The sequence below is a fragment of the Enterobacter sp. JBIWA003 genome, from assembly GCF_019968825.1.
Lineage (GTDB): Bacteria > Pseudomonadota > Gammaproteobacteria > Enterobacterales > Enterobacteriaceae > Enterobacter > Enterobacter quasiroggenkampii.
Genome location: NZ_CP074170.1, coordinates 1,629,718 through 1,648,459, shown reverse-complemented (window position 1 = coordinate 1,648,459; position 18,742 = coordinate 1,629,718). Strand labels below are relative to the sequence as shown.

Here is an 18,742-nt window from a genome sequence, read left to right as displayed (position 1 = left end):
ACTCGCGTACTGGAGTTTTGCTGTCATGCGCCTGGTCCAGCTTTCTCGTCATAATATCGCGTTCCCTTCTCCGGAAGGGGCGCTGCGTGAGCCCAATGGGCTGCTGGCCCTTGGCGGTGACCTCAGCCCTGCGCGGCTATTGATGGCGTACCAGCGCGGTATCTTCCCCTGGTTTTCTCCCGGCGACCCCATTTTATGGTGGTCTCCCGATCCGCGTGCCGTGCTGTGGCCAGAGCAGTTTCACCTGAGCCGCAGCATGAAGCGTTTCCATGCGAAATCCCCCTACCGCGTCACCCTGAACCACGCCTTTGGACAGGTCATTGAAGGCTGTGCCGAAGACCGCTTTGAGGGAACATGGATAACCCGCGATATCATTACCGCCTACCACCAGCTTCATGAGCTTGGCTACGCTCACTCCATCGAAGTTTGGGACGGTGGAGCACTCGTCGGCGGCATGTATGGCGTGGCGCAGGGGACGCTGTTTTGCGGCGAATCGATGTTCTCCCGCGCGGTGAATGCCTCGAAAACGGCGCTGCTGGTCTTCAGCCAGGCATTTGCCCAGCGCGGTGGACGCCTGATCGATTGTCAGGTGCTCAATGAGCATACGGCTTCCCTCGGCGCCGTTGAGATCCCGCGCCGTCAGTACATCGAGCATCTGGATGCCAGCCGTCAGGAGAAGCTCCCCCGCGACTTCTGGATACCGAGAACGCTCTTTATGCCCAATGTCTAAATGTTTTCCGCATATTTTTTGTGAGGGTGTTATAATTATGCCGCAGAGTAGCTTCTGCCTGTTGCCCCGCCGCCGTTTGGGACCCTCGCTTCAGATAACGTCCTGACGTTTATCCTGTTGTCTCCCCTTTACGAATGCGCTTCCTGTTCGGTTGTACCGTGACGCTTGGGCAATGCGCCGAAACTGTTTTGCTGCGTTTTAATCGCGCAATTCTTTACTTAATTGATGAATTTCGGCATTATCTTGCCGGTTCAAAACTTGGTAGTGATACCCCAGAGGATTAGATGGCCAAAGAAGACAATATTGAAATGCAGGGTACCGTACTTGATACGTTGCCTAATACCATGTTTCGCGTAGAGCTGGAAAACGGTCACGTGGTAACTGCGCACATCTCCGGTAAAATGCGCAAAAACTACATCCGCATTTTGACGGGCGACAAAGTGACTGTTGAACTGACCCCGTACGACCTGAGCAAAGGCCGCATTGTCTTCCGTAGTCGCTAATTGTTTTCGCCTGTAATGGCAGATGAATATTAAATAAGGCCGGGGTTTTCCCCGGCCTTATTTTTTTGTGGTGCAGTTGATTATTTGAACAATTATTTAGCCGTTCGTTCCAGCTTCAGGGCTGTCTGTTCGACAGTGTAGAGAGTAAAGGGAGACCTTATTTTCTATTTTGCTAAACTGCGTGTACGGCAGTGCACCTTCTTTCCCTACGCGTGAGCTGGCTGTTGCCTTTCTAAGCTGTCTGTACGGCAGTGCACGGGCGGGTTACCGAATACGAACAGATGCGCTATTTCTAAGCTGCCTGTACGGCAGTGCACCTCGAAGAGATTAATCAAGTGCTCACCTCGCTTTTCTAAGCTGCCTGTACGGCAGTGCACCTCGAAGAGATTAATCAAGTGCTCACCTCGCTTTTCTAAGCTGCCTGTACGGCAGTGCACAGATTAACTTTCAAACCATAATTTCACGCTAATTTCTAAGCTGCCTGTACGGCAGTGCACTTGCGGTCGGGCAAATTAGGGGATCTGGACGTTTTCTAAGCTGCCTGTACGGCAGTGCACAATCAGTGCCACTCCCCCATTCTGTATCTGCCTTTCTAAGCTGCCTGTACGGCAGTGCACTAATGCGCCGTATCAGCGCGAGCCCATGAACATTTTCTAAGCTGCCTGTACGGCAGTGCACCGCGATTTATATGACCATCAGAGCTGGATTGCTTTCTAAGCTGCCTGTACGGCAGTGCACCAAAGCTAAGCGCCAACTCGAAGCCCGCGTTCTTTTCTAAGCTGCCTGTACGGCAGTGCACATGAGCCTCGCGTGTATAAGAAATTAGCGTAATTTCTAAGCTGCCTGTACGGCAGTGCACGGAAGGATTTTCAGCTTGCTCTTGCACAGGATTTTCTAAGCTGCCTGTACGGCAGTGCACTTATTATGCGTAGACGTCGCATGACTAAACGATTTCTAAGCTGCCTGTACGGCAGTGCACTTTACAGTCCTGCTGGAAATTTGGATATTCCGTGTTTCTAAGCTGCCTGTACGGCAGTGCACAAAACAGCAACATAAGAGCAACGGCGCGGGGCTTTCTAAGCTGCCTGTACGGCAGTGCACGTTCTCGCGCCAGACTCGATATGATTTCTACTTTTCTAAGCTGCCTGTACGGCAGTGCACTAAGATGTTTGCGTACAAGGGTTCCACCTTCATTTCTAAGCTGCCTGTACGGCAGTGCACAATCTTCGGTGTCGTTTGATTTAGCTGTGAATTTTCTAAGCTGCCTGTACGGCAGTGCACCACCGGTTGAATGCGAAACCCCGGGGGCTACTTTTCTAAGCTGCCTGTACGGCAGTGCACAACTCGCGCTTCTGCAAGCGTACGAATCGGCAGTTTCTAAGCTGCCTGTACGGCAGTGCACATACCCGCTTTACGCTAACGAGCTGCAGGAATTTTCTAAGCTGCCTGTACGGCAGTGCACCAACACGCGTTGTTAAGTTGAAACGCTCTGCATTTCTAAGCTGCCTGTACGGCAGTGCACCCGACTACCGCGCCTTTATCCATCTCGTTACCTTTCTAAGCTGCCTGTACGGCAGTGCACTGTTGAGCCTGACTGCTCCAGCGGGGATACGCATTTCTAAGCTGCCTGTACGGCAGTGCACCCGACTACCGCGCCTTTATCCATCTCGTTACCTTTCTAAGCTGCCTGTACGGCAGTGCACTGTTGAGCCTGACTGCTCCAGCGGGGATACGCTTTTCTAAGCTGCCTGTACGGCAGTGCACTTATGTGCTTTACGGTAATAGATGCGCTGGCGTTTTCTAAGCTGCCTGTACGGCAGTGCACAATACGACTGGGAGGACTTCTCCACGTTAACCTTTCTAAGCTGCCTGTACGGCAGTGCACTACCACAATTTCCCACTATACGCGCGTATAGTTTTCTAAGCTGCCTGTACGGCAGTGCACAAAAGGGGTAATACGCCCCTTTTTACTTTATGATTTCTAAGCTGCCTGTACGGCAGTGCACGTGCTTAACAGTCCTGCCGCAGATATTTCCCTTTTCTAAGCTGCCTGTACGGCAGTGCACCATTTGCACCCGCCGCCGGCTTTACTTCCGTCTTTCTAAGCTGCCTGTACGGCAGTGCACATGTTCGCGCAAAATCTCCAGCCCGCGCGGGGTTTCTAAGCTGCCTGTACGGCAGTGCACTAAGAGTCGTCATATTCTTCAATGCTGCTGCTTTTCTAAGCTGCCTGTACGGCAGTGCACCGCATAAGCGCCCACCGCCACAATTAGCCCCATTTCTAAGCTGCCTGTACGGCAGTGCACTGATATCGGGTCATACCCCTCCTTTGCGAGCTTTTCTAAGCTGCCTGTACGGCAGTGCACAGGCGTAACGCTCTGCTGTTCAACGTGTTCCATTTCTAAGCTGCCTGTACGGCAGTGCACCGATGCCGTCAGTAAAATCGCCGGTGGATACTTTTCTAAGCTGCCTGTACGGCAGTGCACCAGAGGACTGCAACGTTGGGGTACCGAGTGCATTTCTAAGCTGCCTGTACGGCAGTGCACCTCAGACCTCGCCACCAGCTCCGCCGCTGCCGTTTCTAAGCTGCCTGTACGGCAGTGCACCGAACCCCAACACTTCAATACTTCCGTCACGATTTCTAAGCTGCCTGTACGGCAGTGCACCCTGGCCCCGCGGTTAATCGCTTGGGGTGCTGTTTCTAAGCTGCCTGTACGGCAGTGCACTGAAATAATATCTCCACACCCTTATGATTTGCATACAAAAAAAGCTAAAAACCCTTCTCTCACCCTCTTTTTCACCCACCCAAATAATCATTTAAAATCAATCTATTACACAACCACTAAAAATTAGGGTCAAAACACTTTTCTTCGCATTAACCACCCGCACAAAAAACGCCCATTCCACTCCCTCTGACAAATGACTATACTTGTCTATGACAAATGACATTACTCAGGAGGTAACATGAGAACATGGATCCCCGCACAGAAACCTGCTGATAACGCACTTTGGCGTTACGCCGGTTTACCTGCCAACCGAGGTATGCGGTTGATTGAATTTCTCAATCAGGGATTGCCCGTCAGCGTGCTCGACAACATCCACGAGTGGACGTCCATGTCGAAAGCGGACATTTTGCGTGTCACGGGTATCAACGAACGTAACGTGGCCCGCCGCAAAAGCGCGGGACGGACGTTAACGCCCGACGAGAGCGAACGCGTGGCCCGTTTCGTTCGGGTGCTGGATGCTGCCGTTGACTATTTTGGCAGTAAAGAAGAAGCATGGACCTGGCTGCAGGCACCGGTGCGCGGACTGGGGAACGTGGCGCCCGTCGACTTAATAGCGACGGAAACCGGTGCGCTGGAAGTCACCGATTTAATTGGCCGCCTGGAACACGGAGTGTTCGCATGATTTTTTATCGTCTGGTGACAGGCCGCTATGCCAGCGAAGCGTGGAGTGGAAGTGGCGCAAATCAGTATGGCGGACGGTGGAATCATAAAGGCCATCCAGCTGTGTATGTCTCCACCTCTATCTCGCTGGCCTCACTGGAGATTTTGGTACATGTCAGAAAAGATACCGTGCTGAATCAGTACCAGCTTTTCAGCATTGATATCCCGGATGACCAGATAGATTACCTGGATAAAGCGTGGCTCCCTGAGGACTGGCAGGAAAATCCGGCGCCGGTATCGACAATGGATCTGGGAACCGGTTGGTTGCAGGCTAACAGTGCCCTCGCGCTCATCTTACCCTCCAGTATCATCCCGTATGAAAACAATGCCATCCTCAACCCCTTACATCCGGCGTTCCACCCGGCGCTAAATTCAGTTCAGCAACTCCCCTTTGTTTTTGATACCCGCCTGACAGAAAAAACCGCACCCTGAACGCGGATGCGGTGATGCATATCAGAACCAGGGAACCGTCGCCGTCGCGCTAAGACCGTAGGTCGTAAACGTCCCCGCGACAGGCGAGGAGAGCAATTCGCCATGACAAATAAAGAGCTTAAACGTCTGGCCCGTAGAAAGGCTGCGCAAGTTTAGCCAGGGTAAATCCGTCCTCGCCTCCTGCATCGTCAGAAGACGTTGTTGCGCCTCCTCCTCTGTCAACCATCCTTTTTTCACCGAACGTCGCATAAGCCGATGCGCGCTGCTTTTAACCTGAACGCGACTCACGCAACGCCATTGATTGACGGCAGGTACAGGCTGTATTCCCGAGGACAAGCAGTAGTCACTTAATCCTTTTCGCCAGGACAATGCTTCAAGATCGCTTAATGCCTGATGATGACCGTGTACGCGTAATACGGGGCCAGGCTTAAGGCCATATGCCGGGAAGCTGATCCCAATATCCCCCTGCCCTCGTTGTCCCAGCGCGCGGTGCAGCTTGGCCACCAGCGCAGCCATCAGCATCTCCTCGCTAAACTCCGGATCGGGCAGGACGCGGATCTCAAGATAGTGATCCATAGCCACTCCTTAGTCGCCCTTCTCACCGAAAACGCCACCGCGGATCAGAACAGCCATGACGTAATGCTGCTGCTCAACCTCAGGTTTCAGTCCTTTCGTCACCCAGTTATCCAGTAAGGTGTAGAAGTCCATTTTCTCTTTCGGTTGACGACAAGCCACACCGCGACTGGTGACTGAGCCGTACGGCTCAACGGCGATAGCGCCCAGCGCATCTACCTGAGGATGCCAGGTATCGATAGTTCGAATGGCATTCCCGATTTTCTGCGAATGCATGCCCGCAACACTGTCTACCTGATACAACAGACGGCTCTTGCTGCTGTTGCTGTCCAGGACCAGTTCCTGCGACGGGAAGATCTCCTGCCCGGCACCGAGCAGCACCTGCGCTTCGACGTTCAACAGCACAAAACCTTCACCGCTAAGTCCTTTTTCGATTTCCTGCGCCAGCGCGTTTAGGCTCTCGTCGCTGGCTGTAAAATCTCGCAGCGCATAATTGTATGCATCAAACGTCCACGACTTACTGCCCGTCACGTTCACGATGATTTTTTCAGCACCGACGCGGTTGCGCCATAAAAAACGGCCGTTCGCCAGATTAGTTGCGTAGCGGCGCGCCAGTTCGGCAAAACCGTGTTCATTGATGTAGCCATCGATAACCTGCTGAAGTTCATCCTGATACGCGCGGTCATTACACACAGAAGGCGTCGACAGGTTTCCCAGCACGCGCAGGGTAAATTTCACCTTCAGGGTATCTGCATCGGCAGGCAGCGCCGCCACATCTACACGCTGCAGGTTCGCTTTCTGGATCTCAGCATCCAGTTTTGCCGGATCGTTGGTTAGCGCGTTTTTCAGACGGTTAGAAATGGTGCCACGCACCGCTTTTTCCTGGATGCGGATCGGTTGCCACTGCTTGCCCTCCCAGCTTCCGGAATACATCACCGCATCCGAGGTTGCCAGCTTACGTTCAAATGCCAGTACGGATGCCGTTTTAACGGCAGTTGGAGCCTTTGCCATAGATAAGTCCTTTTTAATTAAGATGTTCAGTTGTCACCGGCGCGCCCGCGCCCTGACAGTAGTAGCCTGTTTCTGTCGTGCGATAACGCCAGAAAATCTCTTCCAGTGACCGAATCCGGTGCAGACCGCACCACTCGCCCACGCCATACACCGCTTCGGTAAATGCAAAGGGCGTTTCTGCATCGCGTGCGTTTGCCACGATGCCCGGCGCGTAGAGTTCAGAGATGCGCTGATAGCCCGTCATCAACGGCACCAGATAACCGGGGTTAGGTTTGGGAACAACGTGCCAGTTGGCCGGTTCGCCTTCCTGGATATTGCTATCCTCTGGCGTTTCTGCCTGTATTTTTAGCGCGGCAAAATCCAGCCAGGCGTCGAGAAGCGTTGCATCCGGGTTATGTTCAAGCAGAGTCTTATGATGCTCGCCCAGCCAGTTGCTGCGATCCCGCAAGGCAAAGCCCGGCATCAGTTGCCACTTTAATCGGCCCATCTCCTGACCGCTGGCAGGCATCGCCATAACCGAAATGTCCTGGATATTGACGATGATTCCCCCCGCCAGTCGGAGCGTCGGACATACCTGCCTGAGATGCTCGGCAAGGTCGCGCTGACCGTATTCGCCATTTGGAATTTCCCCGTGACACTCCAGCAGCAGTGAAACCGTCATGTGCATGCGCCCCTCTTCGTTAAAGGAGGCCGTTTTCGCTTCCCGTGTGAGCGGGTTGCGGGTCAGGGCAAATTGATAATCGCGGCCAGAGGTATGCGCGTGGATCTGGTGTTCGTGACTGACGACAGCACAGCCATCAATGCGCAGCCCGTGCGTTTCCTTCAACCTGCGGGACAGCACATGGGTAAATCCCAGGAAATGGGTAATGGCGGGGAAACCGTAAGTCAGGCCAGCAATTGCGTTGGCGTTTTCGACGCTGATATGGTGAAGCAGGATCAAGGAACTCATTTCAGCGCCTCCCGGATAATTTTTTCCATCTCACGTAAGTTGCTGCGTAAACGTTCACGGGTTTGCCATTCACGCTGTTCCACATACCCCACATCCTTCAATGCCTTGCTCAGGCGCCCGTTAAGCCACAGGGCAAAATCTGTCGCGACGCTTACCTGCCAGTCGTCTTTATCCCGCTCGAGACGAAAAGCCTCATCGGTTTTGGTGCGCCAGGGATCGAGCCAGAGTTGTTGATGACTGACTAGTCGTTCGCACGAGAGCGTCCAGTTTTGCCACGTATCACGCTGTAGTTCCGATGCGACCACAAAGAGCAGATCGATAAACGCATCAATGTATTCATCACGCGCTTCGCGAATACGGACGTTGGTGTAATCACCGGTTCTGGTCAATAAAGACACAAGCAATTGAACAGTGCTGTTTGCACGCCGATCAAACTGACCACCTGAAGTGAAAATAGAACGTAACGTCGTCGGCGGCTTTTCTGTTTTTTTCCACTGCGGAGGCTGACAGGAAAGCAGCCAGCTACGCCCCCCGCGCACGCTGTTGAGATAGGAAATGTTTTGCGGTTTGGTGCCACCAAAGTGTATTTCCGCTGAATCCGGGAAAAGCGTCAGCGGAATGGGATGCCAGGTTTTTTCCCGGCGTGCTTTCCAGATAGCTTTAACATCGTCGCCAAAACGGAAGGCAATCATTTTCTGATGCATGGCGTGAACAAGCGAGGTGGCAAATAACGGGCTCAACAGATGGTAATTTTCACCTGCCGGGAAATACCCCTGTTTAGCCAACTTGTGCGAAGCGGGTTCGCCGGGCGTTAACGCACGGGAAAAACCCGCAATCCATTCACTCAGTTGGTTCGCGTCATCGGTAAAAGCGGCCAGCGCAGCGTGATGCCCACGTTTCAGGCACGCCAGTAGAGAATCACCACCGTTAACCCGTGTTTGCAGTAATTTCGCCACGTCCAGCGCAGCAGCGTTTCCCACGGCATCCGGTTCCAGACCTGACAACGCAGCGGTGCAGAGATATCCTTCCTGCGCCACTGCCTCGCTGTAAATACTGCTACTTTTTGAATCCCCGTGGGTAAATTTCGCCGCATGCGTCACGAGGTTAATTTGTCCGGCTCGCTTCGCGGCATCCGTCAGCCAGGCTTTCGGTTCATAGCGAAGCTCCAGATCCCGCCGTTCTGCCGCAATCGTCGCGCTCTCTTCAGCGCTACGCTTTGCGGCCTCTTTATCAAATGCTTCCAGCTTTGTTTGCCGTCGTCCGGCAATGTACTCAGCGATGAAAGCGCTTAGTGCTTCAACTGACATACTCGCTCCTGGCTCTTTATCGATATTCCCTGAACACACCCAACACCGGGTGATACAGCCATTGCTCTGTCTCCTCCTGCCTGCTGATTCTCAATGTGATTTCGCCATACCGTCGCGATACCGCGGCCAGCTCCATCTGTCTTGCCTCGGCCAGCGCCTGTAATACCTCGCCATACTCAATCGCCATCCACGGTTCTATGCCACGAGCCATCGATAAGGTCTTCTCGCAAAACCGTCCCGCAGGCTTTAACACTCCGTTTTCCTGCATCAGGCAAAACTCAGGTTGATCACCTTCCTCTTCCATACTCAAAAAGAAAGTGTCCTGCGGCGACGAGCGGCGAAACGGTGTACGTCTCTGAAGCTCGCCGTTCCACGTCAGCGGCAGCCGCCACCACGAGGCGGCAACTGCATCTGTGCCCAACTCTGCGCCCAACAACGCGGCGCGCAAGCGAGCATGCTCCAGCGCCGCCAGCGCATTGCCGGGAAAATTTTCAACGATGCGCGGGATCGCATTCAGCGTGCGATAGCTCTCTTCGCTGAGCAGTTCCCGGAGATCGTGGTGAGGCAGAAGGTGATGCTCGGTTTCAAAACCGGGTCGGCAGTAGGCGATCTTTTCTCCGCGAAGCGCGCGAACGTTACGTTCCAGAATCACCAGATTTTCGTTGTCAGGAACGATCTGACGATGGCGCTGAATACGCCCCGCAAACTGAATAAGCGAACGCATTGAACTCGGCTCAATAATCCCCCAGTCGGCATCAAAATCGCGCCCGACCTCCAGAACTGAAGTTCCCAGCACGACAAAGAGGTGATGTTGTTCCGGTGACATCAGCGCCTGCTTAACGTCAGGCAACTTCCAGACCTGCTCCGGTTCGTGTCGCGTGAACGCCGCGTCGAGACGTTTTTCAATGGCTGCCCGCACAGCCAGCGGGTGCTGGCTGTGGTACACGCAATAATGAATGCGATGGTTGTCCGGGGATGGTAATGCCATCAGCGCCTGCGCGACGGCAACCAGCGGGTTGATATTGGCCATCCTCACCAGACCAAACGACACGGTTTTGCCGCTTTTGTGCGTGCTGCGATGATCGCCGTGCAGCGCGATCATTTGCTGGTGCAACGTCTGTGCCAGCGCAGAGACAACATCGGCATTACGGCAAGACTGCGGTATTACTGCGGCCAACTTACCCAGACGAAGCCGGGGTTGGTCTGGCAGACGTTTAATCCGCTGCCTGACAAAATCGTCATGCGCCTGACGAAATTGAGCATCGTCGGCCACATCCTGCGACTGCGCGCCATACTCATCAAACCAGGCGCAGCAGATACTCGTCAGTCTGTCCGACTGGCCGGACGCCGTCTGCCAGGCTTTGCGCCCTTCCCGATAGGCTTCAAACAGCGCTTCCGTTAAGGCGGGGGGTAATGTTGCAGAGGAAAGCAGCACGCGCGAGCCGAGCATTCCCGCCCAGTTCACCAGCCTACAAAGGGCGTGCAAATCATCAACGTCAAAATCATCAGGCTCATCAAGCACCAGATCGCTGGTCAGCAGGCGCAGCATGGCAGGGATCTGCCTGCCGCCGCGCACGCCTTCCGTTGCCGGCATCAGATGATCGATAGTTGTCACCAGCACCGGGGCACTGACCAGACGATTAAGCATCGGTTCTTTCGCCAGCCACTGCTGCGCGATACCGCTACTGGTGGCACCTTCGTAATGCACGTAATGGTGGCTGGCGAAGAATGTTTCGTCGCTGGCGCTGTTGGTATCTTCAGCATCATTGCCCTGATACAGTTCCTTCACTGCCGCAGCACCGGTCACCACGGCCAGCGTGTCGTCATCCAGCCCCAGGCGCGACTGCAGAGCCTGACCCGTCTGCAGCGTCAGCGTGCGTAACCCCAGCGCGACGCTGAAACGGCACCCTTCCTGCTCATCCGCCAGAGCGTACATAATTCGGGCATTGGCAAAGGTTTTACCGCATCCGGTCGAGGCCATATTGACGCCGAAGAAGCCCTGCCCGGCACTCTTCTCGCGCAGAGAAGACGCCACGTCCCACGCCTTGTTTTGCCAGTGAAAACGCGGATCTTTCGCCCTCTCCCGAAACGTTTTATGCCGGGCGATGGCGGGCAATAAACGGCGCAACGCCGGAAGAGAACGTCCCATCAACAGCGCCTGATGGGCGACACCGACATTGTGCTCATCCAGTTTTTGCTTAAGCTGCCCGGACTGGCGGTCGCTGTTGGCCCAGCACGGGACGGCATCGTCCTGCCAGCCGGAATAAGCGGGTTGCGAGGAGTAAACGTGATCGGCCAGCATCAGCGACAGGCGGGCGAGATGGAGGGTAAAAAGATTATCCAGCGATCCCGCCTGAAGTAGCGCGGGCAGGTTCCGGATGCGTTTACCAATCTGGCGGGCCTTCTCGCGCCAGGTTTGACTTCTTAGCGGTGTGCCGTGGGGGAATTTCCAGACATTTTTAAAATCACGCTCTTTCCACTGATGTTTTTCATTGGATTTATGATTAAGCGCGTTCCAGTCTGCATTTAGCTGCCGCTCAAGCCAGCCTTCGCTGTACAGTAACGAGGATTTTGCCGGGTACGGTTGAGGTAAACGATGGTGCGATAGTATTAGCCACGCCACCACCCTGGCGACAGGGGGCAATTTTTCGAGTGGGCTATTGCTCCACTCTACCCTGTCCATCTTCAACACTTTCAGCATGCACTTTTCATCAGCGGCTTTAAGCTGTGTCAACGATGCCAGCCACTGCGCATCCGTTTGCTCTCCCACAAACGCCTCGAACAGACGAACCGAGATCCACTCGTGGCGGTACGGCTGGCAAACGTGCTGGCTTTCCCCCTTAAGCGTTTGCTGGAAGCACATCCCCGCTTTGCCAAAATCATGAAACAGACCGGCGATCGCCGCCAGCAAGGCGATGCTTTCCGCACTTTGCCAGCGATGCTCCCCGTCGTTGCGGATAATTTGCAGCGTCGTGCGATTCGTAGGCACGCGCCCTTGCGCGTTAAAGCGACGCAAATTCCCGACTATCCACAACAGCTCGCTTTGGCCGTTTTTTTTCAGCCAGTGGCAGGCCACAGCGGTATTACGGCGTGCCGTTTTACGCAGCAGCTTGCGCAGCGTGTTAACGCCTTCCATCGTTATCGTCGTCTGCCACGCGGCATCCCCAGTACGTTCAGCAAACTGATCGATAATCTGACAGCTTTGCTCGCGCGCGCGTTTGGTGCACCGGGAGATAATCAGCACATTCATTTTGCGACGCCAGCCAGTAATTGCGAGGTGTCCTGCAAGGTGGTGATCATCACATCCAGCGCATCAGACTGTTGAAACGCGTTGATGCAGCGCTGACGAAACTGTTGACTATCCTCACCCTCCATAGCCGCAATAAACGCCTGCGGCATAATGAGGGCGTCTTTGATTAGATCGGCAATATCAAAAACCAGCCCGCCGCGCCGAGTTTTACCGTGCATGACCGCCAGACCGTGAGGAATGCCCGTTACCCAGGCCGCGACGGCCGCCATCCCGTAGGCCAGATAGTTACCCTGATCGAGAAAACGGTTGGCCATATCCGCCCCACCACCGCGTTTGGCGCGGGTAAAGCTGCCATAACCCACCGTCTGACTGGTCAGTTTGTAGAGCGATTTTGTGAGCTGCGCTTCCTGGAGCATCAGTGAGGTGTGATCCTGTGCGTTTTCCATGCCCGTTCTGGCCCGATCCAGAATAGTCTCCAGCGCGACCTTATCAGGCTGAAAAGGTGTTTCCCGATGCATCCGCAGCCTCTCCCACTGTTTTTCAATTTGCTGTAAACGGACAAACTGAAAATGCTTTGCCGCCTGCAGACGTTTTTCTTCATCAAACCAGAATGAGACCCAGTTTTGTAAATACGCCGTCGGACGGTATTCGCTTTGCGGACTGAGCCATGAGACGTCAATGTCCACCTCGTTCGCAGAATAAAGCGGCGTGCCATCCGTTCCACAGAAACCGACCATCACGCCAGCCCGGGCAAACTCCCGCATTGCCATTTGCGTAACGGATGTTCCCATTCCCAGCATCACTGCCGTGGTATTCGCGATGGGAATATTCCAGTAAAACGACTCTTTACCTTCCTGGGTGACATATTCAACTCGCCCACCATTTACCTGGATGCGACATTTCTCCAGATAATAAATGTTGGCGCGTTTCGAATGCAGGATAGTTTTTAAATCTGTTGGGGTAATGCTGTTTGCAGGCATAGCAACGGCTTTTATTTCAAGGTGTTGAATGCTGGTATGTTATCGGAGATAAGATGAAAACAAATGTGACGGGTATCAAATGAATAGTAATTATCGTGATAATAAAACTGAAGATCACTATTCCATTTAATGCATTATTTTTACAGATAATATATTGGCTAGAATATAATTAGTGCGTGAATGAATTTTTTATTTATTGTGAAAAATAAAGAGTGCAGGTTTGATGTCATTAAGGTTTAAATAGGTAGAGTGAATGTTTCATAGGGTTGGTTTTAGGTGTGCTGCCTGTACGGCAGTGAATCATGTGGTGCGCGTTTGTCGATGTTGCTCATTTTTCTAAGCTGCCAGTACGGCAGTGAACCGTCCTCCAGTCGTTCAATTGCCCCCTCTTTCTTTCTAAGCTGCCTGTACGGCAGTGAACTAACCTGCCTTTTTTGCTGCTCGGTCCATTCATTTCTAAGCTGCCTGTACGGCAGTGAACGTATTGACGGCGGCGGCCTCGATGACCTTTTATTTCTAAGCTGCCTGTACGGCAGTGAACCATACAGAGCGATCAACACATTCCTTGCTGAAATTTCTAAGCTGCCTGTACGGCAGTGAACGTTTAACCCCCATTTGCCCCGTACAATCATTCTTTCTAAGCTGCCTGTACGGCAGTGAACCCCCAGCCTGCGCTATACCAAAGCGAATTCGTTTTCTAAGCTGCCTGTACGGCAGTGAACGTAAGTTTGTTCAAGGTGGTCAAGATGTTGAATTTCTAAGCTGCCTGTACGGCAGTGAACATTTTGCATACTTCACCTTTATCACCCCAAATGTTTCTAAGCTGCCTGTACGGCAGTGAACTTTTAAAAACTCCGGTCTAAAACCCGTCCGTTTTTCTAAGCTGCCTGTACGGCAGTGAACGCAGCGGTTATCGACGGATATGCGGGCTGGCATTTCTAAGCTGCCTGTACGGCAGTGAACATTCGAACACCGGCATCCCCCCTGGCGAATCCATTTCTAAGCTGCCTGTACGGCAGTGAACGCTGGACGAATGGCGATCCGGCTACAGGGGTAATTTCTAAGCTGCCTGTACGGCAGTGAACTGCGAGCTGCCAGCAAAGTTCCTGGGCGTGCTTTTCTAAGCTGCCTGTACGGCAGTGAACTTCCCCTTTCTCAGTAGTTGCTGGACTTCGACTTTCTAAGCTGCCTGTACGGCAGTGAACATTTGGCAGCAGTTGAGTCGATGGGTGGACGTTTTCTAAGCTGCCTGTACGGCAGTGAACATTCACGGAGTGAACATTATGACTCTATCGATTTTCTAAGCTGCCTGTACGGCAGTGAACTCCAAAGGGGATATTCGCTACCGGGTGACCGTTTTCTAAGCTGCCTGTACGGCAGTGAACGAAAGGAAACAACGCCATCTTATTGTTAGCAAACAAAATAATCAACTTGTACGCATAAAACCCTTTTTTCTGGAACGCAAATCCACACCATATAAATCAATATGTTACGTAAGCATCAGAAAAAAGGGTTTAAACCAATGGCGTCAGAGGCCCTCCCGACGCCTCGGATAGCACTCAGGAAATAATGTGAATTACCGTTTCTGCACTTTGAGGCGCAACGACATCTGCGACCATCGAATGCGCAATGTCATGAAGAAGCCCTGTGAGGTGCGGCAACATATCGCGGTCAAAATGCGACACCAGCAGCACATGGTTTAACGCCCGGCTGTAGTCACATTTCGTTTCGGTATCTTCCAGCAACCACTCTTTTTGTCGCGGTTGTTCCGCTTCGTCCTCAAATTCCACCACCTGAAAATCACGCATGGATTCTGTGAGGCCGGATTTCACCTCTTCCAGGTAAGCTCCGAGGCAACGGCAAACGGGCTGCGTTTGGGGGAGTGATTTGCAGTCGAGAAGGATTTCGGTGAGCAGTTTGCAGCGCTCGGCAAGGGTTGGAAGATCGGGGTTGAGGGAGAGTTCGGTGTAGAGCTGTGAAAAATTGTTATGTTCCATTTGGTTATGACTCCGTGTGAAATGATGAGATCTCCACCCGAACGCCAACTCAGGTGGCAGACTGAACCGGTTTGGCGTACCGACCCACACGGGAAAATCGGCGCTTCAAAAGAAGCCCCGGTTCAGCCCACCATAATTGAGTCTGCGGATTATATCGCTAGCTTTCAAAAGTGTGAACGAACCTGATGATAGTTGACGTATCAACATCATTTCTCGTGTGTAATCAGGACGCCAATCCCAGTACCTGATTTTGCAGGTGCGCCGCCATTTTATTACTGTGGATTTATCCAGCAACTGACTTCGAAAGAAACTGGAAAGCGCCTCGCAAAATTCCTCTGCGGTCTGTTGCCCTCACCCCAACCCTCTCCCACAGGGAGTGGGAGAAAAGCAGGCATAAAAAAACCGGGCATTCGCCCGGTTTTTAACATTAACGTTCAACTCACTCAGTGAGCCGCTTCCGGCTTGTGCTTCGCTGCACTCTGGAAATCGTACGTCAGTTCGTTCTTCGCCTGGTCCAGCGCCACGGTCACCTGGCCGCCGTCCACCAGCGAGCCAAACAGCAGCTCGTTCGCCAGCGGTTTCTTCAGGTTGTCCTGAATCACACGCGCCATCGGACGGGCACCCATCGCACGGTCGTAGCCTTTCTCGGCCAGCCAGTTGCGGGCCTCCTGGCTTACTTCCAGCGACACGCCTTTCTGATCCAGCTGAACCTGCAGCTCGACGATGAACTTGTCCACGACCTGATGGATCACCTCGGTAGACAGGTGATCGAACCAGATAATGTTGTCCAGACGGTTACGGAACTCCGGCGTGAAGATCTTCTTGATCTCCTCCATCGCATCGGTGCTGTTATCCTGGTGGATCAGGCCGATGGATTTACGCTCGGTTTCACGTACCCCGGCGTTGGTGGTCATCACCAGCACCACGTTACGGAAGTCCGCCTTGCGCCCGTTGTTGTCGGTCAGCGTCCCGTTGTCCATCACCTGAAGCAGGATGTTGAACACGTCCGGGTGCGCTTTCTCGATTTCATCGAGCAGCAGTACCGCGTGCGGATGCTTGATCACCGCGTCGGTGAGCAGGCCGCCCTGGTCAAAGCCCACGTATCCCGGAGGCGCACCAATCAAACGGCTGACGGTGTGACGCTCCATATACTCGGACATATCAAAGCGCAGCAGCTCAATGCCCAGCGCTTTGGAGAGCTGAACCGTTACCTCGGTTTTCCCCACGCCGGTCGGACCGGCAAACAGGAAGGAGCCGACAGGCTTGTGCTCATGCCCCAGCCCGGCACGGGCCATCTTAATGGCTTCGGTTAAGGCCTCAATGGCTTTATCCTGACCAAAGACCAGCATTTTCAGGCGATTGCCGAGGGTGCGCAGCGTGTCGCGGTCGCTCTGAGAGACGCTTTTCTCAGGGATACGCGCGATGCGGGCCACCACGGACTCAATATCCGCCACGTTAACGGTTTTCTTACGCTTGCTGGCCGGCATCAGGCGCGCACGCGCCCCTGCCTCATCAATCACGTCAATCGCCTTATCCGGCAGATGACGGTCGTTGATGTATTTCACCGCCAGCTCCACCGCCGCACGTACCGCTTTCGCGGTGTAACGCACGTCGTGGTGCGCTTCGTACTTCGGCTTCAGTCCGTTGATGATCTGCACCGTTTCCTCGACGGACGGTTCGGTCACGTCGATTTTCTGGAAGCGGCGCGCCAGCGCACGGTCTTTCTCAAAGATGTTACTGAACTCCTGGTAGGTGGTAGACCCAATCACGCGGATCTTGCCGCTGGAGAGCAGCGGTTTGATCAGGTTAGCCGCATCCACCTGGCCACCGGAGGCCGCACCCGCGCCGATGATGGTGTGGATCTCATCGATAAACAGGATGCTGTTGGTGTCCTGCTCCAGCTGTTTTAACAGTGCCTTGAAGCGTTTTTCAAAATCACCGCGGTATTTCGTGCCCGCCAGCAGCGAGCCGATATCCAGCGAGTAGATGGTGCAGTCGGCAATCACTTCCGGCACGTCGCCCTGCACAATGCGCCAGGCAAGCCCTTCGGCAATCGCGGTTTTACCCACGCCAGATTCCCCCACCAGCAGCGGGTTGTTCTTGCGGCGACGGCACAGCACCTGGATCGCGCGCTCCAGCTCTTTATCGCGACCAATCAGCGGGTCGATACCGCCAACGCGAGCAAGCTGATTAAGGTTGGTGGTGAAGTTTTCCATACGATCCTCCCCGCCTGCTTGCTCTTCATTGTTATTGACCTGATTGCTGGAATCCGAGGCCTGGTTAGGCTCGTCTTTGCGCGTTCCGTGAGAGATAAAGTTAACCACATCGAGGCGGCTGACTTCGTGTTTGCGCAGCAGATAGGCAGCCTGTGACTCCTGCTCGCTGAAGATGGCGACTAAGACGTTTGCGCCAGTCACTTCGCTACGTCCGGAAGACTGGACGTGGAATACCGCGCGCTGCAGCACACGCTGGAAGCTGAGCGTCGGCTGCGTGTCGCGCTCCTCTTCACTGGCTGGCAGCACCGGTGTGGTTTGTTCGATGAAGGCTTCGAGTTCCTGACGTAGCGCCACCAGATCCACGGAGCAGGCTTCCAGCGCTTCGCGGGCAGATGGGTTGCTAAGCAGTGCGAGCAGTAAATGCTCGACGGTCATAAACTCATGTCGGTGCTCACGCGCTCTGGCGAAAGCCATGTTTAAACTGAGTTCCAGTTCTTGATTGAGCATAGGCACCTCCCCCAATTTTATGCCTTATCAGGCCTTTTCCAGCGTACACAGCAACGGATGCTCGTTCTCCCTCGCATAGTCGTTCACCATCGCCACTTTGGTTTCCGCCACTTCGGCAGTGAAGATGCCGCAGATAGCTTTGCCACGATAATGAACGGTAAGCATCAGTTGCGTTGCACGTTCTACATCATAAGAAAAGAACTTTTGTAGCACGTCAATAACAAATTCCATCGGCGTGTAATCATCGTTCATTAACATAACTTTATACATAGATGGCGGTTTTAGCGCGTCACGCACTTTGTCTTCCGCCAGCTGGTCAAAATCCAGCCAGTCGTTGGTCTTACCCATTTTGCATAACCACTTTGAATCTACCTCAGATGTTAGATAACAATCATCTATTACTGTCATCCGCGATGTCTGTCACAAACTGTTGCAATAGCGTTAACTGCTTCAAACTTTGGTTGATTATTGTCCCATCTCCAGCGCCAAACGCTTGACGACTTCTTTCGTTTCTCTAAATTGTACAAGCGTGAGATGGCGAGGTTTTGAACAGCCCCCACTCCACCACCGGTTCATTCCATCTTAACTTATAAGATTTACGAAGGATGTCGAAGCATGGAAATGGGTACTGTTAAGTGGTTCAACAACGCCAAAGGGTTTGGCTTCATCTGCCCCGAAGGCGGCGGCGAGGATATCTTCGCTCACTATTCCACCATTCAGATGGATGGTTACAGAACGCTCAAAGCCGGGCAGTCCGTCCGGTTCGATGTCCACCAGGGACCAAAAGGCAATCATGCAAGCCTTATCGTCCCCATTGAAGCAGAGACGGTTGCATAGCTCT

Annotated in this window: 14 protein-coding genes and 2 CRISPR repeat arrays; of the genes, 5 read left to right on the top strand and 9 right to left on the bottom strand. The window is 53.5% G+C overall.

Translation table 11 applies throughout. The annotated features are described in order from the left end of the window. The first annotated feature begins 25 nt into the window (after positions 1-25). The 4 genes from aat to KGP25_RS07815 all read left to right on the top strand — a co-directional run bounded on the left by aat (position 26) and on the right by KGP25_RS07815 (position 5,111). Positions 26-730 (top strand): leucyl/phenylalanyl-tRNA--protein transferase, encoded by a 705-nt coding sequence (aat, locus tag KGP25_RS07830; protein ID WP_126534815.1) that lies wholly within the window; start codon positions 26-28, stop codon positions 728-730. 284 nt (positions 731-1,014) lie between these two features. Next, positions 1,015-1,233 (top strand): translation initiation factor IF-1, encoded by a 219-nt coding sequence (gene infA / locus KGP25_RS07825; protein WP_002211347.1) that lies wholly within the window; start codon positions 1,015-1,017, stop codon positions 1,231-1,233. A gap of 169 nt (positions 1,234-1,402) precedes the next feature. Then, a CRISPR array of direct repeats spans positions 1,403-3,959; the repeat unit is 28 nt; unit sequence TTTCTAAGCTGCCTGTACGGCAGTGCAC. Positions 3,960-4,197: 238 nt separating this feature from the next. Further along, positions 4,198-4,641 (top strand): antitoxin Xre/MbcA/ParS toxin-binding domain-containing protein, encoded by a 444-nt coding sequence (locus KGP25_RS07820; RefSeq protein WP_023327017.1) that lies wholly within the window; start codon positions 4,198-4,200, stop codon positions 4,639-4,641. Next, positions 4,638-5,111, top strand: a complete 474-nt coding sequence (locus KGP25_RS07815) for an RES domain-containing protein (protein WP_223540216.1) — start codon at positions 4,638-4,640, stop codon at positions 5,109-5,111. The genes KGP25_RS07820 and KGP25_RS07815 overlap by 4 nt, the downstream gene beginning before the upstream one ends. A 21-nt stretch (positions 5,112-5,132) precedes the next feature. Here the strand turns inward: KGP25_RS07815 and cas6f are convergent, their stop codons facing one another. The 9 genes from cas6f to clpS all read right to left on the bottom strand — a co-directional run bounded on the left by cas6f (position 5,133) and on the right by clpS (position 18,249). Next, complete coding sequence (gene cas6f / locus KGP25_RS07810) at positions 5,133-5,687, bottom strand: type I-F CRISPR-associated endoribonuclease Cas6/Csy4 (protein WP_048027175.1); 555 nt, start codon at positions 5,685-5,687, stop codon at positions 5,133-5,135. 9 nt (positions 5,688-5,696) lie between these two features. Next, on the bottom strand, positions 5,697-6,695 hold the full coding sequence (gene csy3, locus KGP25_RS07805; RefSeq protein WP_223540215.1) for a type I-F CRISPR-associated protein Csy3: 999 nt from the start codon (positions 6,693-6,695) through the stop codon (positions 5,697-5,699). A 13-nt stretch (positions 6,696-6,708) separates the two neighbouring features. Next, complete coding sequence (gene csy2, locus KGP25_RS07800; protein ID WP_223540214.1) at positions 6,709-7,644, bottom strand: type I-F CRISPR-associated protein Csy2; 936 nt, start codon at positions 7,642-7,644, stop codon at positions 6,709-6,711. After that, the gene (gene csy1 / locus KGP25_RS07795; RefSeq protein WP_223540213.1) at positions 7,641-8,951 is read right to left on the bottom strand and encodes a type I-F CRISPR-associated protein Csy1; all 1,311 of its coding nucleotides are present in this window, start codon (positions 8,949-8,951) and stop codon (positions 7,641-7,643) included. Before csy1 ends, csy2 begins: the two co-directional genes overlap by 4 nt. 16 nt (positions 8,952-8,967) lie before the next feature. After that, positions 8,968-12,201 (bottom strand): type I-F CRISPR-associated helicase Cas3f, encoded by a 3,234-nt coding sequence (gene cas3f / locus KGP25_RS07790; protein ID WP_223540212.1) that lies wholly within the window; start codon positions 12,199-12,201, stop codon positions 8,968-8,970. Continuing rightward, the gene (gene cas1f / locus KGP25_RS07785; RefSeq protein WP_223540211.1) at positions 12,198-13,181 is read right to left on the bottom strand and encodes a type I-F CRISPR-associated endonuclease Cas1f; all 984 of its coding nucleotides are present in this window, start codon (positions 13,179-13,181) and stop codon (positions 12,198-12,200) included. Before cas1f ends, cas3f begins: the two co-directional genes overlap by 4 nt. Before the next feature lie 273 nt (positions 13,182-13,454). Next, positions 13,455-14,566: direct repeats of the CRISPR family, unit length 28 nt; unit sequence TTTCTAAGCTGCCTGTACGGCAGTGAAC. Positions 14,567-14,740: 174 nt separating this feature from the next. Continuing rightward, entirely contained in the window at positions 14,741-15,178 is a 438-nt protein-coding gene (locus KGP25_RS07780; protein ID WP_069719521.1) for a hypothetical protein, read from the bottom strand. Between the two features lie 443 nt (positions 15,179-15,621). Next, positions 15,622-17,901, bottom strand: coding sequence for an ATP-dependent Clp protease ATP-binding subunit ClpA (clpA, locus tag KGP25_RS07775; protein WP_014831269.1), 2,280 nt, complete (start codon positions 17,899-17,901; stop codon positions 15,622-15,624). Positions 17,902-17,928: 27 nt separating this feature from the next. Beyond that, complete coding sequence (gene clpS, locus KGP25_RS07770) at positions 17,929-18,249, bottom strand: ATP-dependent Clp protease adapter ClpS (protein WP_006174393.1); 321 nt, start codon at positions 18,247-18,249, stop codon at positions 17,929-17,931. A gap of 267 nt (positions 18,250-18,516) precedes the next feature. On the opposite strand from clpS, the gene cspD reads away from it, so the two are divergent. Further along, positions 18,517-18,738, top strand: coding sequence for a cold shock-like protein CspD (gene cspD, locus KGP25_RS07765; RefSeq protein WP_008499993.1), 222 nt, complete (start codon positions 18,517-18,519; stop codon positions 18,736-18,738). The last annotated feature ends 4 nt before the right edge of the window (positions 18,739-18,742 follow it).